This is a genomic window from Reyranella sp., from assembly GCF_030651995.1.
GTDB lineage: Bacteria > Pseudomonadota > Alphaproteobacteria > Reyranellales > Reyranellaceae > Reyranella.
The window spans coordinates 26813-39136 of sequence record NZ_JAUSBN010000025.1 but is presented as its reverse complement, the minus strand read 5'-3'; the positions used below and the strand labels follow the sequence as shown (position 1 = coordinate 39136).

The following is a 12324-nucleotide window of genomic DNA, read 5'->3' as shown; positions in this document are numbered from 1 at the left end:
GTTTGATCGTCGCCGGCGCCGACGGTTGCCGCACCGGCTGGGTGGTCTGCCGGCGCGACACCGATGGTGCCCTGGATATAAGAGTTGTGAAGACCCTTGCGGACGCCTGCGAGGGTCTTTCGATTTTGGCCGTCGACATGCCGGTCGGCCTCCTCGACTCGCCTCGCCCCGGTCGCGCCTGCGAAAGCGAGGCGCGGACCCTGCTTCCCGGCAAGGCGAGTTCGGTATTTCCCAGCCCCTGCCGCCCCGCCCTCGCCTGCGCGAGCTACGCGGAGGCCAATACCACGAGCAAGGGACTGGGCGCCGGGCTGACCCGGCAGGCGTTCCATCTGTTCCCCAAATTACACGAGCTCGACGAGCTGCTGCGCGACAGCAGCAAGCTGCGGAGCGTCATCCGCGAGGCCCATCCCGAACTCGCCTTCGCCCGCATGAACGGCGGCAAGCCGGTGCTCAGCAGGAAGCGCCGCCCCGAAGGCTTCGCCGAGCGCCTTGAGTTGCTCGCACGCCACGGCTTCCCGTGGGAACCGCGATCGCTCCCCGGTGCGGCCCGCGACGACTTCCTCGATGCCATGGCCGTCTGTCGCACGGCCCTGCTGATCGCCGAGGGCACGGCGACGCGCCTGGGGGCGGAGCAAGAGCGTGACCGCTACGGCCTGCCGATGAACATCTGGTTCTAAGAGGCTGTTAACAATGGGCTTTTCGGAGGTAGCGGCGAGCAACAGTGACCCGTCAACGGCCACCGTGGGTCTGGATTCAGGGGGGCGCGACCTCCGTTTCATTTATTTCGTTTATTTTGTTTGTTTCGTTTATGCGCCAAGGTTCCCACTCTTTCAGGCCTGCTAAAGTACGGAGCGCGCCTGTTCGGCCGACCGCCGGGCGAACAGGGCTACCAGGCGTTTCTCGATCTCCACGACGACGAGCAGCGCGATGCCAACCGCCACGATTGCCGCGCCATCGGCAAGCGCAACAGGGGCCGTGCCGAAAACCGCCTGCATCGGCGGCAGGTAGGTGAAGGCAAACTGGGCCAGGACGACCCCCGCGACACCGATCAGGACGGGGCGCGTGCCGAGCACGCCCTGCCAAGTCAGCGACGTGCCGTGAACGTAGCGCACGCTGAACAGATAGAAGATCTCCATCACGACGAGAGTATTCACAGCCATGGTCCGTGCGGTCTCGACCGAAAGTCCACGGCTCTCCGCCCAGGCGAAAATCCCGAAGGTCCCGACGACCATCAGGCCCGAGACGAACAGGATCCGCCACAGGAGCCGGCCGGACAGAAGGCTCTGCCCCGTCGGCCGCGCCGGACGCCGCATGGCGCCCGGCTCGGTCGGCTCGAAGGCCAGCGTGAGGCCCAGCGCGACCGCCGTGATCATGTTGACCCACAGGATCTGGACCGGCGTCACCGGCAGGGTCAGGCCGAACAGGATGGCGAGGATGATCGTGACAGCCTCCCCGCCGTTGGTCGGCAGCGTCCAGGCGATCACCTTGGTGAGGTTGTCGTAGACGGTGCGGCCCTCGCGGACGGCGGCCACGATGGAGGCGAAGTTGTCGTCGGCGAGCACCATCTCGCTCGCCTCCTTGGCTGCTTCGGTACCTTTGCTGCCCATGGCGACACCGACATCGGCGCGCTTCAGCGCCGGTGCATCGTTGACCCCGTCGCCGGTCATGGCGATCACGGAACCGTCCAGCTGCAAGGCTTCTACGAGGCGAAGCTTGTGTTCGGGGCTGGTGCGCGCAAACACCGAGGAGTCCTGCGCCTGACGATTGAATGCGGCTTCATCCAATGCGTCGAGCTGCTGTCCGGTAACCGCCACGGGGTCTGCCGCGAGCCCGAGTTGCAGAGCGATGGCGCGCGCGGTTGCAGCATGATCGCCGGTGATCATCTTGACGCGGATGCCGGCCGACCGGCATTCGGCAACGGCCGCGACGGCTTCCGGACGGGGCGGATCGATCAGGCCCACGAGGCCCAGCAGAGTGAGTGACCCTTCGACGTCGGCGGGCACTATTTCGGCGGCATCTGCCGGCATGGTCCGGCGGGCGACGCCGATCACCCGCTGGCCCTCGGCTGCGAGCCTGTCGGTCTGTTGCCGCCACCAATCCGCATCGATCGGCCTGTCGCCTTCGAACGTGGCCATCCGGTCGCACATGTCGACGATGCGTTCGGGAGCGCCCTTCACATAGATCGCCGGTCGACGATCCCGGCGAGCATTCAAGGTCGCCATGTAGCGGTGGCGCGAATCGAAGGGGATTTCGTCGCGGCGGACGAAGCTCGTCCGGGCGGCCGTGATGTCGTGCCTTGCCTTGAGGGCCAGCGACACCAGGGCGCCCTCCATCGGATCGCCGTCGACAATCCATTCGTCGCCCGACAGGCGGAGTTCGGCATCGTTGCACAGGAGGCCCGCCAGGGTGAGTTCCTCGAGAACGGAATCGGCGGCCGGATCGATCGCATCCGAGCCGTCGACAGCAAACCGACCCTCGGGCCGATAGCCGACCCCCTCGACGACGATCCGTCGATCCGCCGTCACCACGGAGGTCACAGTCATCTCGTTGCGGGTCAGCGTGCCGGTCTTGTCGGAGCAGATCACCGAGACGGCGCCGAGCGTCTCCACGGCGGGCAGGCGACGGATGATTGCATTGCGTCGCGCCATGCGTTGCACGCCGACGGCAAGCGTAATGGTCATGACGGCAGGCAGACCTTCGGGAATAGCGGCGACCGCCAGGCCGACGACCACCATGAACGCATCGTCGAAGGCGTAGGCCTGCACGAACGCGGCATACAGGAACACGAGGCCCGACACGGCGATGACCGCCACGGTGACCTGCCGCGCGAACTGGTCCATCTGCTTCACGAGAGGGGTCGCCAGCTGCTCCACGGCGCCGATCATTGCGCTGATCCGCCCGAGCTCCGTGGCCGCGCCCGTGCCGATTACAACGCCTGAGCCTTGACCGGCGGTGACGAACGTCCCGGAGTGAGCCATGCACAAGCGGTCGCCCACCGGTGCGGCGACGTCGACGGCTCGGATCGCCTTGTCGACCGGCACCGATTCGCCGGTCAGGATGGCCTCGTCGACCCGGAGATTGCGCGCCTTGACAAGGCGCAGATCGGCCGGCACCCGGTCACCCGCCTCGAGCAGGACGATGTCGCCGGGCACGACGTCATCGGCAGGAATGGTCTGGCGATGGCCGTCGCGCATCACCGAAGCATGCGGATCGATCAGGCCGCGGATCGCCTCGAGCGCCTTCTCCGCACGCCCCTCCTGGACAAAGCCGATGACGGCGTTGGCGACGACGACGGCGAGAATCACCAACGCGTCGGTGCCATGGCCGATGGCTGCCGCCAGGAGAGCGGCTGCCAGCAGGACGTAGATGAGGAGGTTATGGAATTGCAGCGCAAAGCGCACGAGGATGCTGCGATGGTGGCCCTGCGGCAGTCGGTTGGGGCCCCACGACGCGAGCCGTTGCGCCGCCTCGCCCGCACCAAGCCCTTCAGGTCGGGTTCCAAGCGCCTCCAGGGACTCCGAAGGTCCGAGGGTGTGCCAGGCGCGATCGAGATCCAGCCGCACATCGACGCCCGCTGTTGCGCCGGGACGTCCCGCTGCTCCTGAACCTGAAGTTTCCGGCAGGGTCTCCCGCATCGTCACGGACTCCCAGCCGCGCCCTGGGCGACACAGGTCGTCAGAGCGCGGTTTATGTGATTGCAGCCAACCGGATCGGCAGGCGACGAGGGCTAGTGCGAGAGCAGCACCGGCAGGCGAAGTTCGGCGAACACCCCCGTGGTTGCGCCACCGAGAACGAAGTCGCGGAGGCGGGAATGGCCGAACCCTCCCATCGCAAGCATCTGCGCCCCCTCCGCCAGGGCCTTCTCCTGCAACGCCTGGGCAATCGTATTTTCGCCGAGAGTGATTTCGATTGGATGTGCCTTCACCCCCCGCTTCTCCAGCGAGGAAGCAAGAAGGCTGGCGAGAGCTGCGCCGGCCAGAGGCTTCTCATCGCCGACCGTCAACACCGTGACGCGACCACCTTCTGCCAGAAGTGGAAGGGCATCGCCGAGCGCCCGGGCGGCGACCCGGCTTGCATCCCACGCGATCGCGATATGGTCCAGCCGGGCGGGCGGCCGCGCGGAACTCGGCACCAGAATGGCTGGCCGACCGGATCCGAATACGACGGCCTCGATCAGATTCTGGGCGGAAGCCTCTTCCCTGGACCAGGGAAGCACCGCCAGGTCGTAGTATCGAGCCTCGGCGGCAGCCGCATCGAGGAGCCCGCTCAGAAGGATCTTCCGGCTCGTACAATTCACGGCGGGAGGAGCCCCGAGCCCGCCGATCAGGCTCTGGAGCCGGGCGCATTCGGACTTGCTCTTGTCTTCGGCCGCCTGAACCAGACCGGGGATGTCGATCAGCAGGCCGGCCAACGGCGACTGCACCCGTGGAATGTCGACGGAGAAGGTCGTAACCTCGAGCGCGCCTCCCAGCGACATGGCGAAGCCGGCAGCCGCCAGGATGGCCTCATCTGCGGCCGCTTCCGGATAGGTCGCCAACGGCATGTAGGTCCTGCGGGTCGTGATCATGTTGCCTCTCCAGTTGACTAAGCCGAGCGTGAGGAACGGCCGACGGCCTCACCTCACATGCTGTGCAATTCTGAAGAAAGACCTCGTGCCTGCCCTTGATCTGGGTCAACTGCGAAGGCCAGACGTTCACTCGTTCAGTGGTAGATGAAGAGCGGAATCGGAGCGCTGTCGAACAGGTGCCGTGTCGTGGAGCCGAAGAGAATCTCCCGGAATCCGCGATGACCGAAGGCGCCCATGACGAGCATCCGCGCACCCGTCTCCGAAGCACGCCTCAGCAGGACATCGGCCGGGTTTTCCGTCGTTGCGACCGCCTCGAGGTCGGCATCGATGTCATGCAGAGCCAGGAATGAACGGGCTCGTTCAGCAACGGACAGGGCGGCCGATTTCTCGCGCCCGATCGACAGGATGCGAGCCCCGGAGGATCCGAAAATCCCCATCAGCGTCGCGACCTGCAATGCCTTCGCGGACGGCGCGCTTCCATCGTACGCCACCAGGACGGGGCCCTTTTCGATCCATTGGGGACCGCTCACCACGACCGGACGGCACCCCTTGGCGATGATGTGGTGGACGAGGGGCGTCACTCCCTCGACCGCCTCGAGATGAAACTCTGCATCCCGGCCGGTCACGACGAGGTCGCAGGTCTCGATCATCCGAAGCAATCCATCGCGCACGTCCGCTTCCATCATGGAGCACACAGCATCCATTCCCTCGTCGGCCAGGGAACGCCGAAACACCTCCGGCAGTTCGGCGATCCTTGCGCGCCGTTCTTCCGTCAGCTTCTTGCGATGCTGCAATCGGTCGTAGGCGTATTGGACGCCGCCGATCGGAACCGGCTCGACGCGATCGAGATCGCTGACATCCAGCGCGGTCACGCCTCTCACCTGGGCGCCGCACTGTCGAGCGAGTGCCGCAGCAAGCCCCCTGGCGGCGATGGCGGAAGGCGTGTCGTCGACGGTGACGAGAATGGAACTCATGGGAACCCTTTCGTTATGTAGTGGCGGCACCACCCTGATGCTCCTGCCGGGAGGAACCTTCGGATCGACCAGGACCGACGGTCAGGCGAGACATCAAGGCCTCACCGCGAGGATGTCGCAGGGAGGGTAGCTCAGAAGATCCTCGGCGACGCTTCCCATGACGACGTGCGCGATGCCGCTCCGCCCATGAGTACCGAGAACGAGAAGATCCGGCTTCAGCTCATCGACCTGATCCTGGATCACGTCGCGGGCGGGCCCCTGTTTCAGGACTTGAAACACGCGAGCGGGCGCCGCCTGCAGGAGAGGAAGAAGCGCTGGGAAGTCCCCCTTGACGAACCGGTCCATCTCTTCCTCATGGCTCCTCGACACTTCCTGACGAGTGTCGTCGCTCCTCAGGAAAGCCTTGAAGGGGACATCGAACGCATGGACGAGGTGAAACTCCGCATTCGGGAATAACTTCACTGCGAATTCGATGGCGCGCCGCGAGCAATCGGAGAAATCGACCCCCACCATGATGCGGCGATAGTCGGATTGCGGTCTCGCCTTGACCATCAAGACCTGGCACGCACGGCTGCGAATGACGCGCTCCGCCGTAGTGCCACGGAAGAGATCACGTGTCTCGTTGCGGTGAACGCCGAGAACGATGAGTTCGCACCCGGATTTCAAGGCGACGTCCTCGATCTCCTTGTAGTCCGTGCCGAGCACGACCTTGATGTCAGGCGCCATCGCTTCGGCGCCTTTCAGTGCTGCGACATGTTCGCCAATCAACTCGCGGGCCTCATCGACCAGCCGATCTGCCGTCCGCCGCGGAAGTTCCGCGTCGACCACGTGAAGGATCGTGAGGGCTGAACCCGTCGCCTTCGCCAGGAGGACGGCCCGCTCGACCGCGCGATCGGATCGCGCGGACAGGTCCGTCGCGACGAGCACTTTGGACGGCGCGGACGCGGCTGCTGCGTTCGTCATCGCGGACGCCGAAAGGTCATGAATGGCTCCCTCTCCAGCTTACTTTCGCAATAGCACATCGACTGAAATGTGATCCTGCGCTTTGACCTGGATCAATATCGGGACCAGAGATGCGGAGCCCTTCTCGCTATTCCGGCTTGATGCCGGCGGCCTGAAGCACCGGTACCCAGATTTGCTCCTGCAACTTGAGCCAGTCGGCCAGTTGCTCCGGCGTGCCGCCCATTGCGACGAAGCCGCGCTTTGCGAGGTCTTCCTTCTGGCTCGGCGTCGCCACGGCGGCGTTCAGCGCCTGGTTCAACCGGGCGACGGTTGCCGGCGGCGTGCCGGCGGGCGCCAGCAGCGTGTAGACGATCGTGCCGTCGACATCGCCCGCGCCCAGTTCCTTGAAGGTCGGAATGGTCGGGGCGACCGATGAGCGTTCCAGAGACGCCATGGCGTAGGGCTTGAGCTTGCCGGCCGCGATCTGCGGCGCCACGCTGGTGATGCTCGACATGCCGAGCTTGATGTGGCCGCCCAGCAGGTCGGTAACCAGCGGGCCGGTGCCGCGGAACGGCACGTGCGTCAGCTTGAGGCCGTTCAGCATCGCGAACTGCTCGGTCGAGAGGTGCATCGGCGTGGTCAGCCCCGCCGTGCCGTACTGCACCGAGCCGGGTGCCGCCTTCGCCGCAGCGATGATGGCCTTGAGGTCCGGCCACGGTGCATCGAGACTGCCGACCAGAACGGATTCCTGCTTGGCGATGAAGCCGATCGGCACGAAGGCCGTCTTCGCATCGAAGCCGAGCTTGGCCACGATGTGGGGATAGAGCGGCAGGTTGTTGGCGCTCACCACCATCCAGTGGCCGTCCGCCGGCTGCTTGGCCACGAACTCATGGGCGATGCTGCCACCGCCGCCGCCCTTGTTGTCGATGATCACCGTGCCGCCCAGCGCCTTCTGCATCGGCTCCTGGACCGCCCGCGCCAGCGCATCCGTGCCGCCTCCGGGCGGGAACGGCACGACGATATGCACGGGCTGCGATGGAAAGCTCTGGGCCCAGGCGGGCAGTGCGGCCGTCGCGATGGCGGCAGCGGCAGGCAGGCGCAACACGTGGCGCCTCGAGAGTATCGACTGATGTGCGGATTTCCGCATGGCATTCCTCCAGGGCGTGCTCCCGTTTGCCGGAGCATTCGCCGTGAAGGAGCCTAGCGACCGCGAGCCCCCTGCGAAATCAGAAATCCGTACCGGTCAGGCTTCGCTCAGACCATTCCCAGGGCGTGCTTGTAGACGTCGAGCAGCGTCTCCGCCTCCGCCCGGTCGGAGGCGTCCATGGAGCGCAGCGACACGATCTTGCGCATGGTCTTCACGTCGTAGCCGACACCCTTGGCCTCGCTGTAGACGTCCTTGATATCGCCGCCGATGGCCTTGCGCTCTTCCTCGAGCTTCTCGATGCGCTCGATGAAACTCTTCAGGCGGTCGGCCGAGATCGGGCCCGCTTTTGTCTTCTTGGAAATCGCGCTTCCGTCCGGCATGTCCAGCTACTCCATGGTCCGACCGGCAAGACCATAGAAGCGACCACCATGTCCACTCAATTACATCGACGCGCTGAAACGTGGGGATAACGGGGACGGCAGCCCCTCATCCGGCGCTCTCTGCACGGGCCGGGAAGCGTGTTCGCCAGTGCTGCGCGATGTCGATGCCGCGACAGAACCAGACCCCTTCGCGCGCCGTCGCATGCTGCAGGAACTTGACGAGGCCGCCCGCGCGGCCCGGCCGTCCGATCAGCCGGTCGTGAAGGCCGATCGACAGCAGCTTCGGCGAGCCCGCCGCCCCCTCCTCGTAGAGGAAATCGAAGGCGTCGCGCATGTATTCGAAGAAGTCCTGACCGGTCGAGAAGCCGGAATTCGCGTCGAAGCGATTGTCGTTGGCTTCGTATGAATAGGGAATCACCAGGTGGGGGCCGTGCGTGGTTTCGACCCAGTAGGGCAGTTCGTCGGCGAGCGAGTCGCGATCGTAGAGAAAGCCGCCCTCCTCGACCACCAGCCGCCGCGTGTTCTCGCCGGGACGCCCCGTCATCCAGCCGAGTGGACGCGTTCCGGTGAGACGCATCAGGATCTCGACCGCCTGGCGGACATGCTGGCGTTCGGTCGCCTCGTCGACGTCGCCATAATCGATCCAGCGATAGCCGTGGCTGACCATCTCATGGCCGCGTTCGACGCAGGCCCGCGCGAGCAGCGGATTTTGCTCGAGAGCGCGGGCGACGCCCAGGACGCTGACCGGCACGGAGAACCTCGCGAAAATGTCGAGGAGCCGCCAGGCGCCCCGCCGGCTGCCATACTCGAACACTGATTCGACCAGCGGCACCCGGCGGCCGGTCTTGGCCTCCACGCCGATGTCATTGAGCATCCCTTCCGACACCGCGTCACCATTCAACAGTGTCGACTCCCCGCCGCCCTCGACATTGAGGTTGAAGTTGACGGCGATCCTGGCATTGCCCGGCCAGTGCGGATGCGGCGGTCGCTCGCCATAGCCGACGAGATCGCGGACCTTCATCGGGTCGGGGCGGATGTCGCCGGCGGCAGCGGGATCGAGGACGGACATTGGCGGCTCCATGATCAAGGGGCGGCGTCGAGCGGGGCGCTACAGGGATCGTAGGCGAAGAACCAGTCGACCTCCGTCGGCCCGTGCATCCAGGTGTTGGCGATCGAGATGCGCTGCACCTCGGCGACCCGCGGAATCCGGTTGGCGGCGTAGCGGCGGAAGGCCGCCTCCGTATCGGTGGCCTCGACGATGCAGCGATGAAGGATGGCAGCGTCCTCGATCGCCATCGAGCCGCCGGCCGCCATGAACGGTCGCACGGCGTGGCAGGCGTCGCCCATCAGCACCACGCGGCCTTCATGCCAGCGATCATTTCTCGGCCGGTCCATGATCGGCCACACGGTCACGTCCGTCGCCGCTTCGGCGGCCCGCAGCAGCTCGGGATGGAAGCCCTCCAGCGCCGACACGAAATCGTCGCGAGTGCCGGGGATCGGCGTGCCATCGCCGTCCCAGCGATCGGCCGGAATGGCGGCCATCACATAGACCTCATCCCGGCGCGCCGTCATGTAATAGACCAGCACGTGGCGGTCCGGTCCCCACCATTTGGTGCAATCGCGGATCCCCAGGTCGCCGAGACGCTCGGCGGGAAAGACGGCGCGCGGCGCGATGCGCCCGATGAAGCGCGGCTCTTCCTTGCCGAGGATCTCGTCGCGCACGCGCGAACGAATGCCATCGGCGCCGATGACGATATCGACCTCGGCGCTGGCAGCGTTGTCGAAGGCCAGCCTGATCCCGGCCGGCGTCTCGTCGAGGCCCGCCAGCCGATGGCCGAACCGAATCGTTCCCGGCACCAGCGGTGCCTGGAGAATCCGATGCAGGTCGGCGCGATGAATATTGACGAAGGGACCATCGAACCGGGCCTCGCAGGCCGCGTCGAAGACGAGTTCGTACAGCGTCTCGCCGCTGTCCCACGCCCGGCTGACGAAGGCATCCGGCCGGATGCCGGTTTCGGTGAAGTTGCGCTCGAGACCAAGGGACCGGAGGACCTTGGCGACGTTGGCGCCGAGGATGATCCCTGCGCCGATCCTGGAGAAATTCGACGTCTGCTCGTAGACGGCAACGGGGTATCCGTCCCGCTGCAACAGGGCCGCCACCGTCAGCCCCGCCAACCCACCGCCGACAACTGCGATTCGCGTTTGCCGATCCATCCGTCCCACCTCGATCACGACGTTCGAAGATCTCTTCGTAAATCATTCGATAGCGAATGAATAGAGACAAGAACGGAAGCATGAGCGGCGTGGATCAGGCCAGAGCGTATAGAAAAATGCCGACTTTAATAGCACTATTCCAACACAATGCGCAAATGATGGGCAGCCAGCAGACCGCCTAATTCAAATGCACCTTCGTCTTTTCATTCGCTATGGAATGAAATATGCAAGGCGTACGGAACGCTCAAAGGCGGCGATGGCGCCGCAGCCTGCCGGGGGCCTTCCCAGTTCGAACCGAGGATGTGATCTATGAAACTGCTTGGACGTCTCGCCGCTGCAATCGGCTTCGTCGTCGGCATGGCCGGCGCCAGCGCCTTGCCGGCTCACGCGACCGACGTGAACTTCATCACCGACTTCGGCTTCAACGGGCGGCACGCGTACTTCTACGTCGCGCGCGAGAAGGGCTACTACAAGGAGGCCGGCCTCAACGTGACCTTCCTGCGCGGGCAGGGCTCCGCCGATGCGATCAAGAAAGTCGCGGCCGGCCTCGCCACGATCGGCTTTGCCGACGCGGGCTCCCTGGTTCTGGCCCGCGGCAATGACGGCGTGCCGGTGAAGCTGGTCTCGATCGTCTATGCCCGGCCGCCGCAGGCCATCTTCGGCGTAAAGGGAACGGGCATCGCCTCTCCCAAGGATCTCGAGGGCAAGACGATCGCCGATACCGCGTCGAGCTCGGTCCGCCTGCTGTTCCCGGCCTTCGCCAAGGCCGCCGGCATCGATGCCTCCAAGGTGAAATGGGTCGTCGCGGAAGGCTCCGCCCTGCCCTCGCTGCTCGCCAACGGCCGGGTCGACGCGATCGGCCAGTTCTCCGTGGGAGAGCCGCTCATCGCGGCGGCGATCGCGCCGAAGGAAACGGTCCGCATCGCCTACAAGGATTCGGGCCTGAACTATTACGGCAACGGACTGATCGCCTCGGAGGAGACGATCGCCAAGCAGCCCGAACTCGTGCGAGCCTTCGTCCGCGCGACGATCAAGGGCATGAAGGACGCCTTCGCCAACCCGGCCGAAGCAGCCTCCATCATGGCCAAGTACCAGAAGGAACTGGCGCCGGCGATCATCGAGGGCGAGACGAAGCTCGTCGGCGAACTCGCGACCGTCCCCGGTCAGCCGCTGGGCAGCATCGACCCCAAGAGCATCGCGGGAACCGTCGAGGTCATGTCGGCGAACTTCACCCTGAAGTCGCCCGTGCAGCCGGCCCAGCTCTACGCGCCGGGCTTCGTCGAATGATCGCGGCCGCCGGTGGCCTGGCGGCCGCCCCTCCGCCGGCGGCGGACGTGGCGGCCATCGACGTCCGGGGTGTGAGCAAGCACTACCCCGGCTCGGCGGGAACGTCGGTCCATGCGCTCGGCCCGATCGACCTTCGGATTCCGACTGGCAGCTTCGTCGCCGTCGTCGGCCCCTCCGGTTGCGGCAAGTCGACCCTGCTGCGGCTGGTCGCCGGCCTGGAAAGGCCCGACGCCGGCACGATGATGCGCTACGGCACGCCGCTCGATGCGCCGTCCCACGAGGTGGGAATCGTCTTCCAGGAGCACGTGCTGTTTCCCTGGAACACCGTGCTCGAGAACGTCCTGCTCCCGGCCGACGTTCTCGCGCTGCCCAGGGCGGCGGCGCGCGAGCGCGCCCTGCGCCTCCTGGAAATGACGGGTCTCGCCGCCTTCGCCGATCACCGTCCCCAGATGCTCTCCGGCGGCATGCGGCAGCGCGCGGCGCTTTGCCGGGCGTTGCTGGCGGATCCGCGCCTGCTGCTGCTCGACGAGCCGTTCGGCGCCCTCGATGCGCTGACGCGCGAGGAGCTTTCGCTCGAACTGTCGGGCCTCTGGCAGGATCTAGGGCGAACCGCCTTCCTGATCACGCATGACATCGAGGAGGCGATCCTGCTGAGCGACCGCGTGCTGGTCATGTCGCCGCGCCCGGGCCGCATCCGCGCCGACTTCGAGATCGACCTGCCGCGCCCGCGCAATGCCGATACACCGAGGCTGTCACGCTTCCAGGAACTCAAGCAGGAAATCCGCGACATCATCTTCGACCGCCGGGCCTGAT

11 protein-coding genes are annotated in these 12324 nt (G+C 65.8%); 3 read left to right on the top strand and 8 right to left on the bottom strand.

What is annotated here, in order from left to right:
- Positions 1-2 precede the first annotated feature (2 nt).
- The gene (locus Q7V45_RS06775) at positions 3-677 is read left to right on the top strand and encodes a DUF429 domain-containing protein (RefSeq protein WP_304849029.1); all 675 of its coding nucleotides are present in this window, start codon (positions 3-5) and stop codon (positions 675-677) included.
- A 162-nt stretch (positions 678-839) separates the two neighbouring features.
- Here the strand turns inward: Q7V45_RS06775 and Q7V45_RS06770 are convergent, their stop codons facing one another.
- From Q7V45_RS06770 to Q7V45_RS06735, 8 genes are all read right to left on the bottom strand, one after another.
- Positions 840-3635, bottom strand: coding sequence for a cation-transporting P-type ATPase (locus tag Q7V45_RS06770; RefSeq protein ID WP_304849026.1), 2796 nt, complete (start codon positions 3633-3635; stop codon positions 840-842).
- 92 nt (positions 3636-3727) lie between these two features.
- Positions 3728-4567, bottom strand: a complete 840-nt coding sequence (locus Q7V45_RS06765; RefSeq protein WP_304849023.1) for a universal stress protein — start codon at positions 4565-4567, stop codon at positions 3728-3730.
- A 134-nt stretch (positions 4568-4701) separates the two neighbouring features.
- Entirely contained in the window at positions 4702-5541 is an 840-nt protein-coding gene (locus tag Q7V45_RS06760; RefSeq protein ID WP_304849020.1) for a universal stress protein, read from the bottom strand.
- A 93-nt stretch (positions 5542-5634) separates the two neighbouring features.
- Entirely contained in the window at positions 5635-6504 is an 870-nt protein-coding gene (locus Q7V45_RS06755; RefSeq protein ID WP_304849016.1) for a universal stress protein, read from the bottom strand.
- Between the two features lie 127 nt (positions 6505-6631).
- A complete protein-coding gene (locus tag Q7V45_RS06750) occupies positions 6632-7588 on the bottom strand; it encodes a tripartite tricarboxylate transporter substrate binding protein (protein ID WP_304849013.1) in 957 nt (318 codons plus the stop codon).
- Between the two features lie 149 nt (positions 7589-7737).
- Entirely contained in the window at positions 7738-8010 is a 273-nt protein-coding gene (locus Q7V45_RS06745; protein ID WP_304849010.1) for a DUF2312 domain-containing protein, read from the bottom strand.
- 106 nt (positions 8011-8116) lie between these two features.
- Positions 8117-9079 carry a polysaccharide deacetylase family protein gene (locus tag Q7V45_RS06740; protein WP_304849007.1) on the bottom strand — a complete coding sequence of 321 codons (963 nt, stop codon included), beginning with the start codon at positions 9077-9079 and terminating at the stop codon, positions 8117-8119.
- Between the two features lie 14 nt (positions 9080-9093).
- Positions 9094-10224, bottom strand: a complete 1131-nt coding sequence (locus tag Q7V45_RS06735; protein WP_304849004.1) for an FAD-dependent monooxygenase — start codon at positions 10222-10224, stop codon at positions 9094-9096.
- A 309-nt stretch (positions 10225-10533) separates the two neighbouring features.
- Between Q7V45_RS06735 and Q7V45_RS06730 the strand changes: the two genes are divergently transcribed.
- Positions 10534-11511: an ABC transporter substrate-binding protein gene (locus tag Q7V45_RS06730; RefSeq protein ID WP_304849001.1), complete on the top strand. Its 978-nt coding sequence runs from the start codon at positions 10534-10536 to the stop codon at positions 11509-11511.
- Positions 11508-12323 (top strand): ABC transporter ATP-binding protein, encoded by an 816-nt coding sequence (locus tag Q7V45_RS06725; protein ID WP_304848998.1) that lies wholly within the window; start codon positions 11508-11510, stop codon positions 12321-12323. Before Q7V45_RS06730 ends, Q7V45_RS06725 begins: the two co-directional genes overlap by 4 nt.
- Position 12324: the final 1 nt, after the last annotated feature.